Genomic DNA, 23,490 nt, shown 5'->3' on the forward strand with positions numbered 1-23,490 from the left:
AGATTTCCCATAGCGTAAGCTAGTAAGATCCCTGAAAGATGATCAGGTTGATAGGTTCGAGGTGGAAGCATGGTGACATGTGGAGCTGACGAATACTAATAGATCGAGGACTTAACCATATAATATGTAGCAATGTTATCTAGTTTTGAAGGAATATGCCTTCATAGTTTGGTGATGATGGCAGAGAGGTCACACCCGTTCCCATACCGAACACGGAAGTTAAGCTCTCTAGCGCCGATGGTAGTTGGGACCTTGTCCCTGTGAGAGTAGGACGTCGCCAAGCAAAAACCTAAGTCGTTTCGACTTAGGTTTTTTTGTGTTTATTTTTATTTACCGAAGGCTATAATCCATAAATTTAATAAAGCTAAAGACGAAAAAAGAATGAAATAGAGACTGTTTAAAATAATAGCAATGATTTTTTGTGTTCCTGATTTTCCTAATGCCACTAAAGTAATACTTAAAATAGGACAAATTATTACTATCATAAGTATATATTTTAAATAATGAGATGCTATAAATAAGTATTTAATAATTACAGAAATTACTGCAATAGAGAAAAATAAATAGGATAATAGCATAGTTCTTTCTTTAACAGTTATCCTCCTTAGAAATTAAATCGTTATAATAATACAAGAGTGTATATATATTGATTTAAAACATACTGAAGTGCCATTTAAACGATTATACGTAAAATAGATCTCTAGAAATATATATTCTAATTCCCTTTTCTTCTTGCATATAGTTGCAATTCTTCTTTTGAATATAACTAAAACACGAACGTTATTGACTACTAATAAAAAAACATTCGATTATTTATTGACATTGTTTATGAAATATTGTTAATATAACCATAGAAACAATAATATAAGACCTCATATAATCGCGGGGATATGGCCTGCAAGTCTCTACCTAACGACCGTTATTCGTTAGACTATGAGGGAAAGTCACTCGGTATTTTTCTATTCACAAGGGATACGTATGCCTGAGTAGAGCGCTTTCTCTCATAGTAAAAGAGAAACTGTTCTATTTCAGGCTTTTTTTATTTGAATCGGGGGGATTCTAATATGAAATCACTAGTTGGAGTCATAATGGGAAGCACGTCAGACTGGGAAACAATGAAATATGCTTGTGACATTTTAGATGAATTAAATATACCGTATGAGAAAAAAGTTGTATCCGCTCATCGGACTCCGGATTATATGTTTGAATATGCAGAGACGGCTCGTGAACGTGGATTGAAAGTTATTATTGCTGGAGCTGGTGGAGCAGCACATTTACCAGGAATGGTTGCAGCGAAGACAAATCTTCCTGTAATTGGAGTTCCAGTTCAATCAAAAGCATTAAACGGCTTAGATTCATTATTATCCATCGTCCAAATGCCAGGAGGTGTTCCAGTTGCAACTGTTGCAATTGGTAAAGCCGGTTCAACGAATGCTGGATTACTTGCCGCACAAATACTTGGATCATTCCATGATGATATACATGATGCATTAGAATTGAGACGAGAAGCGATTGAAAAAGATGTGCGTGAAGGTAGTGAGCTAGTATGACGAGGATCATTTTACCTGGAAAAACAATCGGTATTATTGGAGGCGGCCAGCTAGGAAGAATGATGGCATTGGCAGCTAAGGAAATGGGATATAAAATTGCTGTTTTAGATCCTACAAAGCATTCACCATGTGCACAAGTTGCTGATATTGAAATTGTTGCACCATATGATGATTTAAAAGCAATTCAGCATTTAGCAGAGATAAGTGATGTTGTCACATATGAATTTGAGAATATTGATTATAGATGTTTACAATGGCTTGAAAAACATGCGTACTTACCACAAGGTAGTCAGTTGTTAAATACAACGCAAAATCGTTTTACAGAAAAGAATGCGATTGAGAAGGCTGGGTTACCAGTAGCAACGTATAGATTAGTTCAAAATCAAGATCAGCTTACAGAAGCAATTGCTGAGTTATCATTCCCTTCCGTCTTAAAAACGACGACAGGTGGATATGATGGGAAAGGACAAGTTGTTTTAAGAAGTGAAGCTGATGTTGAGACAGCAAGAAATCTTGTGGATAAAGCAGAATGTATTTTAGAGAAATGGGTGCCTTTTGAAAAAGAAGTATCAGTTATTGTGATTCGTAGTGTAAGTGGTGAAACAAAAGTGTTTCCAGTAGCAGAAAATATTCATGTAAATAACATTTTACATGAATCTATCGTTCCAGCTCGCATTACAGAAGAGCTTTCTCAAAAAGCAATTGCTTATGCAAAGGTACTTGCGGATGAATTAGAACTTGTGGGAACACTAGCTGTAGAGATGTTTGCTACAGATAATGGTGAGATTTATATTAATGAATTAGCGCCAAGACCTCACAATTCAGGACACTATACACAGGATGCATGTGAGACGAGTCAATTTGGTCAACATATTCGAGCAATCTGTAATTTACCTCTAGGAGAAACAAATTTGTTAAAACCAGTTGTCATGGTAAACATTTTAGGCGAACATATAGAAGGGGTCCTAAGACAAGTGAATAGATTAACCGGGTGCTATTTACACTTGTATGGAAAAGAAGAAGCAAAAGCACAGCGAAAAATGGGGCATGTTAATATTTTAAATGATAATATTGAAGTCGCTCTAGAAAAAGCGAAGAGTTTGCATATTTGGGACCATCAAGAACAACTGTTGGAGGGAAAAAGATGATTAGTCGTTATACACGCCCAGAAATGGGTGCAATTTGGACGGAAGAGAACAAATTTAAAGCATGGTTAGAAGTTGAGATTTTAGCTTGTGAAGCATGGGCTGAGCTTGGCGATATTCCAAAAGAAGATGTTAAGAAAATTCGTGAGCATGCATCATTTGATATTGATCGTATTTATGAAATTGAAAAAGAAACACGTCATGACGTAGTTGCATTCACTCGTGCTGTATCAGAAACGCCAGCATTAGGTGAGGAACGTAAATGGGTTCATTACGGTTTAACATCTACAGACGTAGTAGATACAGCATTATCTTACATCTTAAAACAAGCGAATGAAATTATATTAAAAGACTTAGAGAACTTTGTAAGCATTTTAGCTAACAAAGCGAAAGAGCATAAATACACAATCATGATGGGAAGAACACATGGTGTTCATGCAGAACCAACAACATTTGGTTTAAAACTTGGTCTTTGGTATGAAGAAATGAAACGTAACGTAGAGCGTTTCAAACAAGCTGCTGATACAGTTCGTGTTGGTAAACTATCTGGTGCGGTTGGTACATATGCAAATATCGATCCATTCGTAGAAAAATATGTTTGTGAAAACTTAGGATTAGAAGCAGCACCAATTTCAACACAAACATTGCAACGTGATCGTCACGCACACTACATGTCAACACTTGCACTAATTGCAACATCTATCGAAAAGATGGCAGTTGAGATTCGTGGTTTACAAAAGAGTGAAACACGTGAAGTTGAAGAAGCTTTCGCAAAAGGTCAAAAAGGTTCTTCTGCAATGCCACATAAACGTAATCCAATTGGTTCTGAAAATATGACTGGTTTAGCTCGTGTTATCCGCGGTTATATGATGACAGCTTACGAAAATGTTCCATTATGGCATGAGCGTGACATTTCTCACTCTTCGGCAGAACGTGTAATTTTACCAGATGCTACAATCGCATTAAATTACATGTTAAATCGCTTTGGTAATATCGTTAAAAACTTAACTGTATACCCAGAGAATATGAAACGCAATATGACAAGAACATACGGCTTAATTTATTCTCAGCGCGTAATGCTTACACTAATCGACAAAGGTATGGTACGTGAAGAAGCTTATGATATCGTACAGCCTAAAGCGATGGAAGCTTGGGAAACACAAGTACAATTTAAAGAGCTTGTAGAAGCTGATGAGCGTATTACAAGCAAGTTAACACAAGAAGAAATTAATGAATGCTTCAACTATGAGCATCATATGCAACACGTTGATACAATCTTTGAACGCCTTGGATTAAACGAAGCGTAAAATTTCATATGGCACAGAATAGAGTCATTCTGTGCCATTCTTTATAAAAACATTATTCACATTTTTCAAACTACAGGGGGCTTGCGAAATGCAAAAGCTAGAATTGCTGTATGAAGGTAAGGCAAAAAGAATTTATCGTACAGAATCAGCAGATATGGTTTGGGTAGAGTACAAAGATAGTGCGACTGCTTTCAATGGGGAGAAAAAAGAGACGATTACAGGAAAAGGTCGTTTGAACAATGAAATTACAACTTTATTGTTCAGAAAGTTACAAGAAGTGGGAATTAAAACACATTTTGTTGAGAAGTTATCTGAAACAGAACAACTTGTTAAAAAAGTGAGTATTATTCCTTTAGAAGTTGTCACAAGAAATGTAATTGCAGGAAGTCTTTCAAAACGATTAGGAATGGAAGAGGGAACTGTACTTGCAGAACCAATCGTAGAATTTTACTTCAAAGATGATGATTTAGGAGATCCGCTTGTAACGGAAGATCATATTCGTGTATTAAACGTTGCATCACCAGAGCAAGTAAGTGTATTACGAGATATGGCTCTACAAATCAATCAAGTGTTGATTGATCATTTCGCAAGCTGTCGTGTAAGATTAGTAGATTTCAAATTAGAGTTTGGTGTAACGGAAGAAGGAGAAATCATTTTAGCGGATGAAATTTCACCGGATACTTGCCGTTTATGGGATGAAACGAGCAATGAAAAGTTTGATAAAGACGTATTCCGTCGCGATCTTGGAAATTTAACAGATGCTTATGAAGAGATTTTAAAACGTTTAGGGGGAATTTCACATGTATAAAGTTAAGGTATATGTAACATTAAGAGAAAGCGTATTAGATCCACAAGGAACAGCAGTAAAAGGAGCACTTCATAGTCTTTCATTCACAGAAGTACAAGATGTTCGAATCGGAAAGTACATGGAACTAACAATTGATAAATCTGTATCTGATTTAGATAGCAAGGTAAAGGAAATGTGTGAAAAACTATTAGCGAACGTTGTAATGGAAGACTTCCGTTATGAAGTTGAGGAGGTTGTCGCACAGTGAAATTTGCCGTAATAGTATTTCCGGGTTCGAACTGTGATGTCGATATGTTCCATGCAATTAAAGATGAGCTTGGCGAAGAAGTAGATTACGTTTGGCACGATACAGAGAATCTAGATGAATATGATGCAATTCTACTACCAGGTGGATTTTCTTATGGTGACTACTTACGCTGCGGTGCTATCTCTCGCTTTGCTAATGCAATGAAAGCAGTGCAAAAAGCTGCTGAGCAAGGAAAGCCGATTTTAGGTGTATGTAATGGATTCCAGATTCTTGTTGAATCAGGATTACTACCAGGAGCGTTAATGAGAAACGAAAACTTAAAATTTATGTGTCGCACTGTTCAGTTGCGTGTTGAAAATAATGAAACGATGTTTACATCACAATATGGAAAAGATGAAGTAATTAATATTCCAATCGCGCATGGTGAGGGGAATTACTATTGTGATGAAGCGACGCTTAAACAATTAGAAGAGAACAATCAAATCGCATTCCGTTACGTAGAAAACCCTAACGGTAGCGTTTCAGATATTGCTGGTATTGTAAATGAAAAAGGAAATGTACTTGGTATGATGCCACATCCAGAGCGTGCTGTAGATGAATTACTTGGCGGTGCTGAAGGGTTAAAAGTCTTTCAATCTATCTTAAAACAGTGGAGGGAAACATATGTCGTTAATGCTTGAACCAAATCCAACACAAATTAAAGAAGAGCGTATATATGCGGAAATGGGGCTAACAGACGAAGAGTTTGCCATGGTTGAAAAGATTTTAGGTCGTCTGCCAAATTATACAGAAACAGGGTTATTCTCTGTAATGTGGTCTGAACATTGTAGTTATAAAAATTCGAAACCAGTTCTTCGTAAGTTTCCAACTACAGGTGAGCGCGTTCTGCAAGGACCTGGAGAAGGTGCTGGAATTGTAGATATCGGTGATAATCAAGCAGTTGTATTTAAAATGGAAAGTCATAACCATCCTTCAGCTATTGAACCATATCAAGGAGCTGCAACAGGTGTTGGTGGTATTATTCGTGACGTATTCTCTATGGGAGCACGCCCGGTAGCTCTATTAAACTCACTTCGTTTCGGTGAATTACAGTCACCACGTGTGAAATATTTATTCGAAGAAGTAGTAGCAGGAATTGCAGGATACGGTAACTGCATCGGTATTCCGACTGTTGGCGGCGAAGTACAATTTGATCCATGTTATGAAGGAAATCCACTTGTAAATGCAATGTGCGTAGGTTTGATTAACCACGAAGACATTAAAAAAGGGCAAGCGCACGGTGCTGGTAACACAGTAATGTACGTAGGAGCATCAACTGGTCGTGACGGTATTCACGGTGCAACATTCGCGTCGGAAGAACTATCTGAAAGCTCAGAAGCGAAACGTCCAGCGGTTCAAGTAGGGGATCCATTTATGGAAAAGCTTCTTATTGAAGCGTGTTTAGAATTAATTCAATCCGATGCACTTGTTGGAATTCAAGATATGGGTGCGGCTGGTTTAACATCATCATCTGCAGAAATGGCAAGTAAAGCAGGAATGGGTATTGAAATGTACTTAGATGATGTACCACAGCGTGAAACAGGAATGACACCATATGAAATGATGCTATCTGAATCACAAGAGCGTATGTTAATTGTCGTGAAAAAAGGTAGAGAACAAGAAATAGTAGATTTATTTGAGAAGTATGGTCTTGCAGCGGTTACGATGGGGAAAGTAACAGAAGATAAAATGCTTCGTTTATTCCATAAAGGTGAAAAGGTAGCTGAAGTTCCAGCAGATGCTTTAGCAGAAGAAGCACCAATTTATCATAAGCCATCAAAAGAAGCAGCATACTTTGCTGAATTCCAAGCAATGAAAATGGAAACGCCAAAAGTAGAAAATTATAAAGAAACGTTATTCGCTTTATTACAGCAACCAACAATTGCAAGTAAAGAGTGGGTATACGATCAATACGATTACCAAGTTCGCACAAGCACAGTTGTTACGCCAGGTTCAGATGCTGCAGTTGTACGTGTACGCGGTACAGAAAAAGGATTAGCAATGACGACAGATTGTAACTCTCGCTACATTTATCTAGACCCAGAGATGGGCGGTAAAATTGCAGTAGCAGAGGCAGCGCGTAATATCGTATGTTCTGGCGGAGAGCCACTTGCAATTACAGATTGCTTAAACTTCGGGAACCCAGAAAAACCAGAAATCTTCTGGCAGATTGAGAAATCAGTAGACGGTATGAGTGAAGCTTGTCGCACATTACAAACACCAGTTATCGGCGGAAACGTATCGATGTATAACGAGCGTAGTGGTGAAGCTGTATATCCAACACCAACTGTTGGGATGGTCGGACTTGTGCATGACTTAAAACATGTAACAACACAAGAGTTTAAGCAAGCTGGTGATTTAGTGTATGTAATTGGTGAGACGAAAGCTGAGTTTGGCGGAAGTGAATTACAGAAAATGATTCACGGCAAAATTTTCGGTCAATCACCAAGTATCGATTTAGATGTAGAATTAAAACGCCAAAAACAAGTATTAGAAGCAATTCAAGCTGGTCTTGTTCAATCTGCACATGATGTTGCTGAAGGTGGTTTAGCAGTTGCGATTTCAGAAAGTGCAATTGGTGCTAAAGGCTTAGGTGCTACTGTGAAATTAGATGGAGAAGCAACAGCAGCATTATTCGCTGAATCACAGTCTCGTTTCGTGATAACTGTAAAACGTGAAAATAAAGAGGCGTTTGAGAAAGTGGTAGAAGCAATCCAAGTTGGAGAAGTAACAAGTACAAATGAAGTAACAATTCATAATGAAGAAAATGAAGTATTACTTACAGCAAATGTAGATGAAATGAGAAAGGCTTGGAAAGGGGCAATCCCATGCTTGCTGAAATAAAGGGGTTAAACGAAGAATGTGGCGTTTTCGGAATTTGGGGGCATGAAAATGCAGCACAAGTTTCATACTACGGATTGCACAGTTTACAGCACCGTGGGCAAGAAGGCGCAGGCATTGTCGTAAATAATGGGGAAAAAATCGTCGGTCACAAGGGGTTAGGTTTAATATCAGAAGTGTTTTCAAGAGGTGAGCTAGAAGGATTAAATGGAAAATCAGCAATCGGACATGTACGATATGCAACAGCTGGTGGAAGTGAAGTTGCTAACGTTCAACCATTGTTGTTCCGTTTTTCCGATCATAGTATGGCGTTAGCTCATAACGGAAATTTAATTAATGCAAAAATGCTTCGTCGTGAATTAGAAGCAGAGGGCAGTATTTTTCAAACTAGTTCAGATACAGAAGTACTTTTACATCTTATTAAACGTAGCACGAAAGATTCTTTAATTGAAAGTGTAAAAGAGGCTTTAAATAAAGTGAAAGGTGCGTTTGCGTATCTTTTACTAACTGGAAATGAAATGATCGTTGCATTAGATCCGAATGGGTTCCGTCCGCTTTCAATTGGAAAGATGGGGGATGCTTACGTTGTAGCGTCAGAAACATGTGCTTTTGATGTAGTAGGTGCAACATACATTCGCGATGTAGAACCGGGTGAATTACTTGTCATTAATGATGAAGGAATTCACGTGGATCGTTTCACAAATGATGTAGAACATGCAATTTGCAGTATGGAATACATTTACTTTGCACGCCCAGATTCAAATATTGCTGGTGTTAACGTCCATGCAGCACGTAAGAATATGGGGAAACGTTTAGCGGCAGAAGCTCCTATTGAAGCAGATGTTGTTACTGGTGTACCAGACTCTAGTATTTCAGCTGCGATTGGCTATGCGGAGGCGACAGGTATTCCATATGAGTTAGGATTAATTAAAAATCGTTACGTTGGACGTACGTTTATTCAACCTTCTCAAGAACTGCGCGAGCAAGGGGTTAAGATGAAGCTTTCCGCAGTAAGAGGTGTAGTTGAAGGGAAACGAGTTGTTATGATTGATGACTCTATCGTAAGAGGAACGACAAGTAAACGAATTGTTCGTATGCTTCGTGAGGCTGGAGCGACAGAAGTTCACGTAAGAATTGCTTCACCACCTCTGAAATATCCATGTTTCTATGGTATTGATATTCAAACGAGAAAAGAATTAATTGCAGCAAATCATACAGTAGAAGAAATCCGTGAAATGATCGGAGCAGATTCTTTAACATTTTTAAGTGAAGATGGATTAGTAGATGCAATTGGACGTCCATATGAAGGGAAATATGGCGGCCTATGCATGGCTTACTTTAATGGGGACTATCCAACAGCTCTTTATGATTATGAGCAAGAGCTTTTAGAAAGCATGAAATAAGAAAAGTGAGAAAAGCTTCTACTTCTTTTGATGTAGGAGCTAGATCCTTTCTTAAAATAGCCCGCCCTGGATGGGGAGAAATTAAAAGACGAGGTGTAAATAACGATGGCGAATGCATATAAGCAAGCAGGAGTAGATATTGAAGCTGGATATGAAGCGGTATCTCGCATGAAAAAACACGTACAAACAACTATGAGAAAAGAAGTACTAGGCGGTTTAGGCGGTTTTGGAGGTATGTTTGATCTATCAAAATTTGCATTAGAAGAACCTGTATTAGTATCTGGAACAGATGGCGTGGGAACGAAATTGATGCTCGCTTTTATGGCAGATAAACATGACACAATTGGTATTGATGCAGTAGCAATGTGTGTAAATGATATTGTTGTCCAAGGAGCAGAGCCGCTTTTCTTCCTTGATTATATTGCTTGTGGTAAAGCTGAACCTAGTAAAATTGAAAACATCGTCAAAGGTATATCAGAGGGCTGTCGCCAAGCTGGTTGTGCATTAATCGGTGGAGAAACAGCTGAAATGCCAGGAATGTATTCTACGGAAGAATATGATTTAGCTGGTTTTACAGTTGGGATTGTTGATAAAAAGAAAATTGTAACAGGTGAAAAGATTGAAGCTGGTCACGTGCTAATTGGCTTAGCATCTAGCGGTATTCATAGCAATGGTTACTCTTTAGTACGAAAAGTGTTATTAGAAGATGGGGAACTATCTTTAGAGCGTATTTATGGCCGCTTAGAACTACCTCTTGGTGAAGAATTATTAAAACCAACGAAAATTTATGTCAAACCTATTTTAGAACTATTGAAGAAACATGAAGTATACGGTATGGCGCATATTACAGGTGGTGGATTTATTGAAAATATTCCACGCATGTTGCCAGAAGGAATCGGTGCTGAGATTGAACTAGGATCTTGGGAAATTCAGCCGATCTTTAGTTTGCTTCAAGAAGTTGGAAAACTGGAAGAGAAAGAAATGTTCAATATTTTTAACATGGGTATTGGTATGGTAGTAGCAGTGAAGGAAGAAGATGCAAAAGATGTTGTTCGTCTTCTTGAAGAGCAAGGAGAAATGGCTCGTATTATTGGACGTACTATACAAGGAGCTGGCGTTACTTTTAATGGGGGCACAGCACTATGAGTAGATTAGCAGTTTTTGCTTCTGGAAGTGGATCTAACTTTCAATCTCTCGTTAATGCGGTAGAAGAAAAAAGATTGGATGCAGAAATTAGTTTATTAGTATGTGATAAACCAGAAGCGCGAGCTGTTGGACGGGCAAATTATCATCATATTCCGTGTTTTGCTTTTTCAGCGAAAGCATATGAGTCAAAAGAAGCGTTTGAAAAAGAGATATTAAAGAAGCTAGAAGAATATGAAATTGATTATGTTATTTTAGCTGGATATATGCGTTTAATCGGGCCGACGTTACTAGAAGCATACGGCGGGAAGATTATTAATATTCATCCATCATTACTACCGAGCTTTCCGGGTAAAGATGCTGTCGGTCAAGCGTTAGAAGCAGGTGTGAAAGTAACTGGAGTAACAATTCATTATGTAGATGCAGGTATGGATACAGGGCCAATTATTGCACAAGAAGCAGTGGTTGTTTCTGAAGGGGATACGAGAGAAAGCTTACAAAAGAAAATTCAACAAGTTGAACATAAATTATACGTAAATACAGTGAATCAAATTGTTCAGTCTGTGAAAGAATCAACTGTTAACTAACATACAACCAGGGGTGAAGGATAAATGAAAAAGCGTGCATTAGTAAGTGTTTCAGATAAAACAGGAGTAGTAGAATTTGTTAAAGGGTTACTAGAACAAGGGATTGAAGTTATTTCAACAGGTGGTACGAAAAAGTTACTAGAAGAAAATGGCTTACAAGTAATCGGCATTTCTGAAGTAACTGGTTTCCCTGAAATTATGGATGGCCGTGTGAAAACATTACATCCAAATATTCATGGTGGTCTATTAGCAGTTCGTGATAATGAAACACATGTAACACAAATGAATGAGTTAGGTATAGAGCCAATTGACTTTGTTGTTGTTAACTTATACCCATTTAAAGAAACAATCGCTAAGCCTGATGTAACATTTGCTGATGCAATTGAAAATATTGATATCGGTGGCCCAACAATGATTCGCTCTGCTGCGAAAAATCATAAATTCGTATCGGTAATTGTAGATCCAGTAGATTATGATATTGTGTTAGCAGAACTGAAAGAGAACGGTGAAGTAGCAGAGGAAACAAAACGTAAACTAGCAGCGAAAGTATTCCGTCATACAGCAGCGTATGATGCGTTAATTTCTAACTACTTAACAGAGCAAATGGGTGAAGAAAGTCCAGAAACATTAACTGTGACATTTGAGAAAAAGCAAGACTTACGCTATGGCGAGAACCCACATCAAAAAGCAACTTTCTATAAAGCGCCATTCGCAGCAACGTCTTCTGTTGCATACGCAGAACAATTACACGGTAAGGAATTATCGTATAACAATATTAATGATGCAGACGCAGCGCTTAGCATCGTAAAAGAATTTACAGAACCAGCAGTAGTAGCAGTAAAACATATGAATCCATGTGGTGTTGGAGTAGGAACTAATATTCACGAAGCATATAATCGTGCTTATGAAGCAGATCCAGTATCAATCTTCGGCGGTATTATTGCAGCAAATCGTGAAATTGATAAAGCTACAGCAGAAAAGTTACATGAAATTTTCTTAGAAATTGTTATCGCACCTTCGTTCTCGCAAGAAGCTTTAGAAGTGTTACAAAGTAAGAAGAACTTACGTTTATTAACTATAAATATTGAAAAAGCGACAAGTGCAAGCAAAAAACTAACTTCTGTACAAGGTGGACTTCTCGTTCAAGAGGAAGATACGTTATCATTAGATGAAAGTACAATTTCAATTCCAACGAAACGTGAACCTTCAGAGCAAGAATGGAAAGATTTAAAACTAGCTTGGAAAGTTGTAAAACATGTGAAATCAAACGCAATTGTTTTAGCGAAAGATGACATGACAATTGGTGTCGGTGCGGGACAGATGAACCGTGTAGGTTCTGCAAAAATCGCAATTACACAAGCTGGTGAAAAAGCACAAGGTAGCGCGCTTGCATCTGATGCTTTCTTCCCAATGCCAGATACATTAGAAGAAGCAGCAAAAGCAGGAATTACAGCAATCATTCAACCGGGCGGATCAATCCGTGATGAAGATTCTATTAAAGTGGCAGATACTTATGGGATTGCTATGGTGTTCACTGGCGTACGTCATTTCAAACACTAATAGAGGATGTTAAAAAAGTCCGGTTAAGATAACCTTCGCATGTCGTCGTTGCATCGCCAGTGCGGTACTCATGTAGGAAAGCTACACTCCGTGTCCTCCTGGCAAATGCGCCTCGACCTGCTTGGTTCTCTTAATCCTCCTTTTTAAACCTTTATTGATATGGATGTTAAAAAAGTCCGGTTAAGAGAACCTTCGCATGTCGTCGTTGCATCGCCAGTGCGGTACTCATGTAGGAAAGCTACACTCCGTGTCCTCCTGGCAAATGCGCCTCGACCTGCTCGGTTCTCTTAATCCTCCTTTTTAAACCTTTATTGATATGGATGTTTAAAAAGTCTGGTCGAGATAACCTTTTATTGATATGAAAAAGCAAACTAGGAGCATAGCTTCTAGTTTGTACTTATTTAATTATTGGGGGATGAAATATGAATGTTTTAGTAATTGGCCGCGGTGGGCGTGAGCATGCTTTAGCTTGGAAGTTTGCACAATCTGAAAAAGTAGAAAAGGTATATGTAGCACCAGGTAATGAAGGTATGAGAGATGTTGCAACACCAGTTGATATTGATGAAAATGATTTTGATGCATTAGTTTTATTTGCAAAAGAGAATAATGTTGAGTTAACTTTCGTTGGACCAGAAATTCCGCTTATGAATGGAATTGTTGATCGTTTTAAAGAAGAGGGACTTCGCGTATTTGGTCCGAATAAAGCGGCTGCTGTTATTGAAGGTAGTAAAGCTTTTACAAAAGAGCTTATGAAAAAGTATGATATTCCAACTGCGGCGTACGAAACTTTTACAGATTATGAAGAAGCAGTACAGTACATTCAAAAAGTTGGTGCACCAATCGTTATTAAAGCTGACGGCCTAGCTGCTGGTAAAGGTGTAACGGTAGCGATGACGCTTGAAGAGGCATTACAAGCTGTGAAAGAAATGCTGCAAGATGTGAAATTCGGCGCGGCAAGTAAGAAGGTCGTTATTGAAGAGTTTTTAGATGGACAAGAATTTTCATTAATGGCATTCGTGAATGGAACAACTGTACATCCAATGATAATCGCCCAAGATCATAAAAGAGCTTTTGATGGTGATAAAGGACCAAATACGGGCGGAATGGGTGCATATTCTCCAGTACCACAAATTCCAGAATCAGCAGTTCAAGAAGCGATTCAAACCGTATTGCATCCAACTGCTAAGGCGATGATTGAAGAAAACCGTTCGTTTACAGGTATTTTATACGCAGGTCTTATTTTAACAAATGATGGTCCGAAGGTAATTGAATTTAATGCACGCTTCGGTGATCCTGAAACAGAAGTTGTATTACCTCGATTAGAAAACGATTTAGTTGATGTATGTAACGCTGTATTAGATGAAAGTGAACTAACGTTACAATGGTCAGAAGAAGCGGTAATCGGTGTTGTACTTGCTTCTAAAGGATATCCAGAAGCATATAAAAAAGGTGATATTATTAGCGGACTAGATGCACTGCAAGATGTGATTGTTTTCCATGCAGGTACAGCAATGAAACATGGGGACTTTGTAACGAACGGTGGCCGTGTATTATTTGTTGCTTGTAAGGCAAATAGTTTACAAGAAGCAAAAGATAAAGTATATAAAGAAATCGGTAAAATTGAGAGTGATGGTCTATTTTATCGAAGTGATATAGGATATCGTGCAATTGGGCATGAGATGACGAAAAGTTAATATGTAAAAATCCCGCTGAGGAATCAGCGGGATTTTTTATGCATCTTTATCTTTTTTTAATTTCCCTTTTTGCTTTGCCATTTCTCGAAGTAAATACTCGATGTGTGCATTGACGCTACGAAATTCATCATTTGCCCATTTTTCGATGACTGCGTGTAATTCAGGATCAATACGTAATGGAAAGCTTTTCTTTTTAGCCATAATTACTTATAGCCCTTAGTATAGGCTTCCTGTATTAATAACTGGCTGCGCACCTTTATCTGAAACGATGGCAACTAATAAGTTGTTTACCATATTTGCTTTACGCTCGTCATCGAGTTCTAGTACGCCTTCTTCATCTAACATATGGATGGAATCTTTCGCCATCTTCACAGCACCTTCAACAATTTCTTTTCTAGCAGCTAATACTGCTTTTGCTTGCTGGCGTTGTAGCATTGCATGGGCAATTTCTGTTGCGTAAGCTAAGTGCGTTAAACGAGTTTCTAATACTTCTACACCAGCAATTTCAAGACGCGCCTCTAACTCACGTTTTAATTCTTCAGAGATTTCTTCAGTATTTCCGCGTAACGTAACGCAGGTTTCATCTTGGAAATTGTCATAAGGATATTTTGTTGCAACATGGCGGATTGCCGTTTCGCTTTGAATTTCTACAAATCGATCATAATGTTCAACACCAAACATTGCTTTTGCAGAATCAACAACTTTATATACGATAACAGCTGCAATTTCAATTGGATTTCCATCAACGTCATTTACTTTTAATTTTTTACTGTTAAAGTTTTCAACACGTAAAGATACAGTTTGACGGAATGCGAACGGAATCGTTAAAAATAAACCGTTTTGACGAATTGTTCCTAAATAATTACCGAAGAACGTAATAACCTTCGCTTGATTCGGTTGAACAATACCGATACCTGTAGCGAGAACTGCGGCTAATATAATAGTTAGTGCCGCTCCTATGAAAATTTCTTGTGCAAGGAAAAATACACCGATAGCAGCTAAAATCAAAATTCCAATAATACCGAGAAAACCATTTACATAAAATACTTGTTTTTCTTTCATATGATCGCCTCCTGATATAAAAATGATATCACTTTTATATCATTTTAAGCAAGAGGTATGCATCTAATTTTCTGAATTTTATTGGTTGATATCTTTTATATACATTTTAAGGTTCAAAAAGAGAATATACGTTCTGTTTTATGGTAAAATAAAGAAGACTTAACCGCCCACTGCAGCAGCTAAGTCCCTTTGAGAGCATCTTGCATCGTGACAAATGATTCAAAGCGGTTTTGCCAGGATTATATCTTCAATCGCTGACTCAATCTCTTTGTCAGAAGCGTCATAACTTCCTTTTGACTCTGGCTTGTCATGAGTGGAAGTTTGATTCACTTCTTCTTTAGCATGTCCTTTTTCACCAAAATTCATGCTAGGCATTTTAAATGCCCCCATATTCATGTATTTTCCGAATTTCCACATTTCAACAACAGGACAGAAACGAACAATTCCTTCTGCAACTTTCATTGCACCAATCCATAGAAAAATGTTAGACCAAGTGCACCACGGCTTGCGTACAAGTTTAGTTGCACTACATCCGAAGAGGACGAGCCCAAGTGTAATTCGAATTAGAGCGTTTATTGTCCCGATATTTTGCTTCATTAGAAAAACACTCCTTTTTATGAAAGTTGAAATAGATAATACTATTTCTCTTATTAGTATCCCGTTTGATTTTTGGGATATGTAATCCAACATTTGACGTGGAAAAAGATGTTGGATTGTGCGTGTGTGTAAGTAACTTTTTTTGTTATAATGAAAGAATGCATAAAAGGAACTTCAAAATTAAATCCTCTAGTTTAAAAAATATGGAAGAGGTAATTCCAAACTTAATTCTCCGTTTTAAACAAATATTTAAGATGAAGTTAAAACAATAATGATGAAAATAAACTGTTATTTTGAACAGAAATATATATAACTAGAGAAAAGGAAGGGTGTTTTCATGTACGATATTTCCGGATGGAAACATGTATTTAAGCTTGATCCAAATAAGGAGTTAAGCGATGAACATTTAGAAATGATTTGTGAGTCTGGAACTGATGCGGTTATTGTAGGCGGAAGTGATGGAGTTACAATTGATAACGTATTACACATGCTAGTTAGCATTCGTAGATATGCAGTTCCTTGTGTATTAGAGGTTTCTGATGTAGAAGCAATTACACCAGGATTTGATTTTTATTACATCCCAAGTGTTTTAAATAGCCGAAAAGTAGAATGGGTAACAGGTGTTCATCATGAGGCATTGAAAGAATTTGGGGATATTATGGACTGGGACGAAATTTTTATGGAAGGGTATTGTGTTTTAAATCCAGAAGCGAAAGTAGCCCAGCTTACAGAAGCGAAATGTGATTTAACAGAAGATGACGTTATTGCATATGCTCGTTTAGCAGACAAGCTATTACGTTTACCGATATTTTATTTAGAATATAGCGGTACGTATGGAGATGTTGAACTTGTTAAAAATGTAAAAGCAGAATTGAAACAAGCTAAGTTATATTATGGCGGTGGTATTTCTAATGCAGAACAGGCGAAAGAAATGGCACAATATGCTGATACAGTAGTTGTTGGAAATATTATTTATGATGATATAAAATCGGCGTTAAAAACAGTTAAAGCAGTAAAAGGAGAGTAGGTGCAGGCGTATATGAGTATGACAGATAAGTTATTAAACGGTTTAAATCCACAGCAACAAAAAGCAGTACAAACAACGAATGGACCACTTCTATTAATGGCAGGTGCAGGTAGTGGTAAGACACGTGTGTTAACACATCGTATTGCGTATTTACTTGGTGAAAAAGGTGTAGCACCATGGAATGTACTAGCTATTACCTTCACAAATAAAGCAGCTCGTGAAATGCGTGAGCGTATTGATACACTTGTGGGACCAGAAGCAGAAGATATTTGGATTTCGACGTTCCACTCTATGTGTGTACGTATTTTACGACGCGATATCGATCGTATTGGTATTAATCGTAACTTTACAATCTTAGATTCAGGTGATCAGCTAACTGTAGTCAAAAAAATTATGAAAGAGCGCAATGTTGATCCGAAGAAATTTGAGCCGCGCTCTATTTTAGCGGGTATTAGTAATGCGAAAAATGAACTGTTATCTGCGGATAAATATGCAAAAAAAATTACAATGGCTGATCCATATGAAAAATTAACGAGCGATGTATACACAGAGTATCAAAAACGTCTTTTGAAAAATAATTCATTAGACTTTGATGATTTAATTATGACGACGATTCAGCTATTTGAACGTGTTCCAGAAGTATTAGAGTTTTATCAGCGTAAGTTCCAATATATTCATGTTGATGAGTATCAAGATACGAACAAAGCGCAATATCTTCTTGTTAAACATTTGGCAGCGCGTTTTAAAAATCTTTGCGTTGTGGGTGACTCTGACCAGTCTATTTATCGCTGGCGTGGTGCAGATATTTCTAACATTTTGTCATTCGAAAAAGACTATGAGAATGCACAAGTAATTCTGTTAGAACAAAACTATCGTTCGTCACAAAATATTTTAAATGCAGCGAATGCTGTTATTGAAAAAAATACGAATCGTAAGCCGAAGAAATTATGGACAGACAATCAAGTTGGAAGTAAAATCTCGTATTATCGTGCTGCAACTGAAAAGGACGAAGCGTATTTTGTTGCAAAAAAAATTCGTGACGATATTCAAATGGGGAAACGAAAATATACTGATTTTGCAGTGCTATATCGTACGAATGCTCAGTCTCGTATGGTCGAGGAGATTTTCCTTAAATCTAACATTCCGTATAAAATTGTCGGGGGTACGAAGTTCTACGATCGTAAAGAGATTAAAGATATTTTGGCGTACTTACGTTTAATCGGTAATCCAGATGATGAAATTAGTTTTGCACGTATTATAAATGTGCCAAAGCGTGGCATTGGTGCGACTTCTATCGATAAAATTATTAATTACGGTGTGCAAAATGGAATTTCATTAACTGCTGTATTTGATGAGATTGAGCATGTTGGAGTAAGTGCAAAAATTACAAAGGCAGTAAAAGAATTCGCGAATTTATTAAATAACTGGGTAAATATGCAAGAGTATTTATCTGTTACAGAATTAGTAGAAGAAGTTATTGAAAAAACAGGCTATCGCGATATGTTGAAAAATGAACGTTCTTTAGAAGCGGAAGGTCGTTTAGAAAACTTAGACGAGTTCTTATCTGTTACGCAAACATTTGAATCTCAAAGCGAAGATAAGAGCCTTGTTGCATTCTTAACAGATTTAGCACTTGTTGCTGATATTGATCGTGTAGATGAAGACCCAACTGTTGGTGAAGAAGTTATTTTAATGACGATGCACTCGGCGAAAGGATTAGAGTTCCCGGTTGTCTTTATTGTTGGCTTAGAGGAAGGGATATTCCCTCATACTCGTTCTCTTATGGAAGAGGATGAAATGCAAGAAGAACGTCGTCTTGCTTATGTAGGTATTACTCGTGCAGAAGAAGAGCTATATTTATCTAACGCGCAAATGCGTACATTATTTGGTAGAACAAGTATGAACGCTGCGTCTCGATTTATTACAGAAATCCCGACAGAACTAGTGGAATCATTAAATGAAACAGCGCCGAAGCGTGAAACATCGTTTGGTACAAAAGGCAGAACGGCAAGTAGCGGCAAAACGACAATCACAACAGCAACACGCTCTCGTTCAGCTTTCGCGCGCCCTGCGGCTAAGACGACAGGCGGCGAACAAATTGGCTGGGCAGTAGGAGATAAAGCTTCCCACCAAAAATGGGGAGTCGGTACAGTTGTAAGTGTAAAAGGTGAAGGTGATGCAAAAGAATTAGATATTGCGTTCCCAAGCCCAATTGGTGTTAAACGTTTGTTAGCAAAATTTGCACCTGTGACGAAACAATAGGAAAGGAATGAGGATATGTCAAAAGAGATAGTAAAAAAACGTATAGAAGAATTACGTGACTTGTTAAATACATTTAACTATCAATATCACGTATTAGACAATCCTTCTGTTTCTGATGCGGAATATGACCGTAATATGCAGGAGCTTGTAAAATTAGAAGCAGAGAACCCAGAGTTTATGAGTGAAGATTCTCCCTCCGTTCGCGTTGGGGGGACTGTTCTTGATATATTTGAAAAAGTAACACATAAGTCACCAATGTTAAGTTTAGGAAATGCATTTAACGAAGGAGATTTACGTGATTTCGATAGAAGAGTACGTCAAGGAATTGATGGTGCGAATGTAAGATATATATGTGAATTAAAAATTGACGGGCTTGCCGTTTCGCTTCATTATGAAAAAGGACGCTTCATTCAAGGGGCAACACGTGGTGATGGTGTAACGGGTGAAGATATTACTCAAAATTTAAAAACGATTAAAGCTATCCCACTTCGTTTAAATGAAGAAGTAACGTTAGAAGCACGAGGCGAAGCTTATATGCCGAAGCGTTCATTCGTTAAACTAAATGAAGAAAAAGAGCAAAATGGAGAAGATGTATTTGCGAATCCGCGTAATGCAGCAGCAGGTTCAATACGTCAACTTGATCCGAAAATTGCAGCGAAGCGTAACTTATCTATGTTTGTGTATGGTCTTGCGAATGTAGAAGAAAAAACAATTTCATCACATAGTGAATCGCTGGATTTCTTAGGTGAACTTGGATTTAAGACAAATCCAAATCGCCGTACATGTGAAACAATTGAAGAAGTTATAGCTTATGTAGAAGAATGGCAAGAAAAACGTCCGCATCTTGATTATGAGATTGATGGAATCGTTATAAAAGTAGATGATGTTGCTCTTCAAGAAAGTCTAGGAACTACAGCGAAGAGTCCAAGGTGGGCGATTGCTTATAAATTTCCGGCTGAAGAAGTTGTAACGAGATTAACAGGCATTGAATTAAGTGTTGGCCGAACAGGGGTTGTAACACCGACTGCAGAACTAGAGCCAGTGAGAGTTGCTGGTACGATTGTTCGTCGTGCTTCTTTACATAACGAAGATTTAATTCGTGAAAAAGACATTCGAATTGGTGACTACGTTGTTGTGAAGAAGGCTGGAGATATTATTCCTGAAGTTGTGAACGTTATTTTTGATAAGCGTACTGGTGAGGAAGAAGAATACCGCATGCCAACTCATTGTCCAGCATGTGAGAGTGAACTTGTTCGTTTAGAAGAAGAAGTAGCACTTCGATGTATAAATCCGACTTGTCCGGCTCAAATTCGAGAGGGATTAATCCATTTCGTTTCAAGAAATGCGATGAATATTGATGGACTTGGAGAACGTGTCATTACACAACTCTTTGATGCAGATTACATTCGTACATTTGCTGATTTATATGCATTGACGAAAGAGCAATTATTACAGTTGGAACGTTTTGGTGAAAAATCAGCAACAAACTTAATACAAGCAATTGAAAATTCTAAAGAAAACTCGTTAGAGCGATTATTATTTGGTCTTGGAATTCGCCACGTTGGAGCGAAAGCAGCACGTACATTTGCAGAGCACTTTGAAACGATGGATGAGCTTGTAAAAGCAACGGAAGAAGAACTAAAAGCAATTAATGAAATTGGCGAAAAAATGGCTCAATCTGTTGTGACATATTTTGATAATGAAGATGTATTAGAGTTATTACAGCAGTTTAAAGAGTATGGCGTGAATATGACATACAAAGGTATAAAAATTGCAGATTTACAAAATGTTGAATCTTACTTCGCAGGAAAAACGGTTGTTTTAACAGGTAAGCTAGAAGTTATGGGACGAAGTGAAGCGAAGAAGAAGATTGAGGCATTAGGTGGAAAAGTAACAGGAAGTGTTAGTAAGAGTACGGATTTAGTTGTTGCAGGTGAAGCAGCTGGTTCGAAATTAGCACAAGCGGAGAAACATAATGTTGAGGTTTGGAATGAAGAGAGGTTCTTACAAGAGCTAAATAAGTAAGAGGTGCAAACTTACCATGAAAAAAATAGCATTAGCGGTATTAAGCCTTGGCCTACTTGTAAGTGGGTGTAGTGCAGGTGCCGACAAAGATGAAAAAGTGGCTGGGAAATCGGGGAAAGCAAAAGAACAATCAGTTGTTCCAAAATACGCTATTTCGGATGAATATTATAAGACGACTATTCCATTTGATGGTGGAAAGGCACGTGGTTTAGTGGTGCAAGGGTTAAATAGTCGCCTTGATATAGATGAATTTGAAACAGGATTAATGCGAATTGCAAAAGAATCATTTAGTACGAAAGATAATTTTTTAAAAGGCGGAAAAGCTCTAGATACTCAAACTATACAGATGCTTGTTAAAAGAAAACGTACAGATGCTGAACAAAAGGAACTAGAGGAAAAATTAAAAAAAGATGCAGTTAAATTTCCAAATATAGGATTAAATCCTGCATTAGGAACAGGATCCGAATCACTAGAAGTGAAAAATAAAAAAAATCCAATATATATTTCAAATATTTTAGAGCATGATTATTATGTGAAAAAAGGCGATAACGGCGAGGAACGTGTTGGTATGGTAGTTGGATTAGCGATGAATTCTGTTCAATATTTTAACGAAGAGCATGGTTACCCACGTGAAGCTGCAATCCCAGATGAAAAGATGTTAGCTGAAGGGAAAAAAATGGCGCAAGAAATTTTGAAAGTCATACATCAAAAAGAACCTGAAACAAAAAATATTCCGATAACATTTGCGATTTATCGCCAAGCTCCAAAGTCTTCGCTCGTGCCAGGTAATTTTGTTTCTTATGCAAATGTCGAAAAAGGTAGTGAAACGGTTGAAGATTGGAAACAAATTAATGAAAAATATTATTTGTTCCCATCAGAGCAAGCGAAAACAGATAATAAACGTGAAGATCTTGCAAGAGTATCCAACTTTAAGGCAAAACTAAGCGATTATTTCCAAGGCGACTATACAGCTGTTATTGGTACTGGTATGTATAGAGATGATGAATTAAGAGAAATGAAGCTTGATATTCCTGTCCAGTTTAATGGAAAAGCGGAAATAGTTGGTTTTACACAATATGTGGCAGGGCTTGTTATGGAATACTTCCCGAATTATATGAAAGTACAAGTAACGATTAAATCTGTAGAACGCCCAGAAGCTATTATTATACGTGAAGCAAAACAAGATGAACCACTTGTGAAAATTTTAGATTAAATATGAAGGCTGTTCCTCTATGGAACAGCTTTTTTTCTTATGTAATTTTGTTATAATTTAAAATGTTGTAAAAAATAGGGGTAAGGGGTAAAGCTCATGGAAGAATTAAGTTTTCAAGTCATTATTTTATTAATTGCATTCGGTTTTTTAGCAGCTTTTATTGATTCCGTTGTTGGAGGAGGAGGGTTAATTTCGCTTCCTGCACTTATGTTTGTTGGCCTATCGCCAGCTTCGGCAATTGCAACGAATAAATTAGCGGCAACAATGGGGACGTTTACGAGTGCGATGTATTTCATTCGATCAGGAAAAGTTGATTTTAAAATTGTAGGAAAGTTAATCCCGTTAACTATTGTTGGAGCTGTTGCAGGTGCTTTAGTAGTAAAATTTATTCCATCGGATATTTTACGCCCATTAGTACTTGTAATGTTGGTATTTATTGCTATTTATATTATTGCAAAAAAGAATTGGGGAAGTGTGTCTACCTATAAGAAGATGACGCAAAGAAAAACATTAATATTTTTCTTTGCTATTTTAATGATAGGATTTTATGATGGGTTTTTTGGACCAGGGACAGGGTCGTTTTTAATTTTTGCATTTTTATTAATTGGCTTGGATTTTATTCAAGCGGCAGCATCTGGAAAACTTTTGAACTTTGTTAGTAATATTGTATCTTTAATTACTTTTTTATTCTTAGACATAATTCATTTTGAATACGGTATTATCATGGGATTATCAATGATCTTAGGTGCTTATTTTGGATCGAAGTTTGCGGTTCAAAAAGGTGTTGGATATGTAAGGACTTTATTTTTATTAGTTACTATATTATTGATCGGGAAAAATGTTTTGGAATATACTCATATTTTGTAGATTCATACGCATGTATGAATCTCTTTTTTTTATTATATTTTAAAAATTTATTAATTTTTAAAATATAAGTCTAGGAATATTTGAATAAATCTAAATTATCGTGTAGAATAATG

The 23,490-nt window shown here is 37.3% G+C and carries 21 protein-coding genes, 2 rRNA genes and 1 riboswitch; of the genes, 19 read left to right on the forward strand and 4 right to left on the reverse strand.

All coding sequences use genetic code 11. From position 1 onward, the window contains the following. Positions 1-119, forward strand: a 23S ribosomal RNA gene (locus D1166_RS12815); the annotation flags it as partial. Between the two features lie 48 nt (positions 120-167). Then, a 5S ribosomal RNA gene (rrf, locus tag D1166_RS12820) occupies positions 168-283 on the forward strand. A 43-nt stretch (positions 284-326) separates the two neighbouring features. Here the strand turns inward: rrf and D1166_RS31785 are convergent. Then, entirely contained in the window at positions 327-578 is a 252-nt protein-coding gene (locus D1166_RS31785; protein WP_000927502.1) for a hypothetical protein, read from the reverse strand. A 274-nt stretch (positions 579-852) separates the two neighbouring features. Further along, positions 853-954: riboswitch (purine riboswitch) on the forward strand. A gap of 110 nt (positions 955-1,064) precedes the next feature. Here D1166_RS31785 and purE point away from each other — a divergent pair. From purE to purD, 12 genes are all read left to right on the forward strand, one after another. After that, a complete protein-coding gene (purE, locus tag D1166_RS12830; protein ID WP_000839367.1) occupies positions 1,065-1,550 on the forward strand; it encodes a 5-(carboxyamino)imidazole ribonucleotide mutase in 486 nt (161 codons plus the stop codon). Further along, on the forward strand, positions 1,547-2,698 hold the full coding sequence (purK, locus tag D1166_RS12835) for a 5-(carboxyamino)imidazole ribonucleotide synthase (RefSeq protein ID WP_000196770.1): 1,152 nt from the start codon (positions 1,547-1,549) through the stop codon (positions 2,696-2,698). Before purE ends, purK begins: the two co-directional genes overlap by 4 nt. Then, positions 2,695-4,002, forward strand: a complete 1,308-nt coding sequence (purB, locus tag D1166_RS12840; protein ID WP_000625682.1) for an adenylosuccinate lyase — start codon at positions 2,695-2,697, stop codon at positions 4,000-4,002. Before purK ends, purB begins: the two co-directional genes overlap by 4 nt. 88 nt (positions 4,003-4,090) lie before the next feature. After that, the gene (purC, locus tag D1166_RS12845) at positions 4,091-4,810 is read left to right on the forward strand and encodes a phosphoribosylaminoimidazolesuccinocarboxamide synthase (protein ID WP_001170544.1); all 720 of its coding nucleotides are present in this window, start codon (positions 4,091-4,093) and stop codon (positions 4,808-4,810) included. Beyond that, positions 4,803-5,057, forward strand: a complete 255-nt coding sequence (gene purS / locus D1166_RS12850; protein WP_000278823.1) for a phosphoribosylformylglycinamidine synthase subunit PurS — start codon at positions 4,803-4,805, stop codon at positions 5,055-5,057. The genes purC and purS overlap by 8 nt, the downstream gene beginning before the upstream one ends. After that, positions 5,054-5,737, forward strand: a complete 684-nt coding sequence (purQ, locus tag D1166_RS12855; RefSeq protein ID WP_000666787.1) for a phosphoribosylformylglycinamidine synthase subunit PurQ — start codon at positions 5,054-5,056, stop codon at positions 5,735-5,737. Before purS ends, purQ begins: the two co-directional genes overlap by 4 nt. After that, on the forward strand, positions 5,721-7,940 hold the full coding sequence (gene purL / locus D1166_RS12860; RefSeq protein ID WP_000055564.1) for a phosphoribosylformylglycinamidine synthase II: 2,220 nt from the start codon (positions 5,721-5,723) through the stop codon (positions 7,938-7,940). The genes purQ and purL overlap by 17 nt, the downstream gene beginning before the upstream one ends. Beyond that, positions 7,925-9,340, forward strand: coding sequence for an amidophosphoribosyltransferase (purF, locus tag D1166_RS12865; protein WP_000879032.1), 1,416 nt, complete (start codon positions 7,925-7,927; stop codon positions 9,338-9,340). The genes purL and purF overlap by 16 nt, the downstream gene beginning before the upstream one ends. Before the next feature lie 105 nt (positions 9,341-9,445). Next, positions 9,446-10,486 carry a phosphoribosylformylglycinamidine cyclo-ligase gene (gene purM / locus D1166_RS12870; protein ID WP_001262439.1) on the forward strand — a complete coding sequence of 347 codons (1,041 nt, stop codon included), beginning with the start codon at positions 9,446-9,448 and terminating at the stop codon, positions 10,484-10,486. Next, positions 10,483-11,070, forward strand: a complete 588-nt coding sequence (purN, locus tag D1166_RS12875) for a phosphoribosylglycinamide formyltransferase (protein ID WP_000088589.1) — start codon at positions 10,483-10,485, stop codon at positions 11,068-11,070. Before purM ends, purN begins: the two co-directional genes overlap by 4 nt. A gap of 24 nt (positions 11,071-11,094) precedes the next feature. After that, entirely contained in the window at positions 11,095-12,630 is a 1,536-nt protein-coding gene (gene purH, locus D1166_RS12880; protein WP_097856382.1) for a bifunctional phosphoribosylaminoimidazolecarboxamide formyltransferase/IMP cyclohydrolase, read from the forward strand. 422 nt (positions 12,631-13,052) lie between these two features. Continuing rightward, positions 13,053-14,324: a phosphoribosylamine--glycine ligase gene (gene purD / locus D1166_RS12885; protein WP_001101975.1), complete on the forward strand. Its 1,272-nt coding sequence runs from the start codon at positions 13,053-13,055 to the stop codon at positions 14,322-14,324. Between the two features lie 36 nt (positions 14,325-14,360). On the opposite strand, the gene D1166_RS12890 is transcribed toward purD, so the two are convergent. From D1166_RS12890 to D1166_RS12900, 3 genes are all read right to left on the reverse strand, one after another. Beyond that, entirely contained in the window at positions 14,361-14,525 is a 165-nt protein-coding gene (locus D1166_RS12890) for a type II toxin-antitoxin system antitoxin (protein ID WP_001085171.1), read from the reverse strand. 15 nt (positions 14,526-14,540) lie between these two features. Continuing rightward, a complete protein-coding gene (locus D1166_RS12895) occupies positions 14,541-15,386 on the reverse strand; it encodes an SPFH domain-containing protein (RefSeq protein ID WP_000660669.1) in 846 nt (281 codons plus the stop codon). Positions 15,387-15,605: 219 nt separating this feature from the next. Then, complete coding sequence (locus tag D1166_RS12900) at positions 15,606-15,983, reverse strand: YgaP family membrane protein (protein WP_000812348.1); 378 nt, start codon at positions 15,981-15,983, stop codon at positions 15,606-15,608. Between the two features lie 337 nt (positions 15,984-16,320). On the opposite strand from D1166_RS12900, the gene pcrB reads away from it, so the two are divergent. The 5 genes from pcrB (at position 16,321) to D1166_RS12930 (ending at position 23,377) form a co-directional block, all read left to right on the forward strand. Beyond that, positions 16,321-17,010 (forward strand): heptaprenylglyceryl phosphate synthase, encoded by a 690-nt coding sequence (gene pcrB, locus D1166_RS12910; RefSeq protein ID WP_000272102.1) that lies wholly within the window; start codon positions 16,321-16,323, stop codon positions 17,008-17,010. Between the two features lie 12 nt (positions 17,011-17,022). Further along, positions 17,023-19,272 (forward strand): DNA helicase PcrA, encoded by a 2,250-nt coding sequence (gene pcrA, locus D1166_RS12915; protein WP_118043336.1) that lies wholly within the window; start codon positions 17,023-17,025, stop codon positions 19,270-19,272. Positions 19,273-19,287: 15 nt separating this feature from the next. Then, positions 19,288-21,297: an NAD-dependent DNA ligase LigA gene (gene ligA / locus D1166_RS12920; protein WP_061655287.1), complete on the forward strand. Its 2,010-nt coding sequence runs from the start codon at positions 19,288-19,290 to the stop codon at positions 21,295-21,297. Between the two features lie 16 nt (positions 21,298-21,313). Then, on the forward strand, positions 21,314-22,510 hold the full coding sequence (locus D1166_RS12925; protein WP_000717034.1) for a CamS family sex pheromone protein: 1,197 nt from the start codon (positions 21,314-21,316) through the stop codon (positions 22,508-22,510). 96 nt (positions 22,511-22,606) lie between these two features. Then, entirely contained in the window at positions 22,607-23,377 is a 771-nt protein-coding gene (locus tag D1166_RS12930) for a TSUP family transporter (protein ID WP_000391975.1), read from the forward strand. Positions 23,378-23,490: the final 113 nt, after the last annotated feature.

The sequence above is a fragment of the Bacillus sp. ISO11 genome (assembly GCF_003458115.1).
In the GTDB taxonomy this organism is placed as follows: domain Bacteria; phylum Bacillota; class Bacilli; order Bacillales; family Bacillaceae_G; genus Bacillus_A; species Bacillus_A cereus.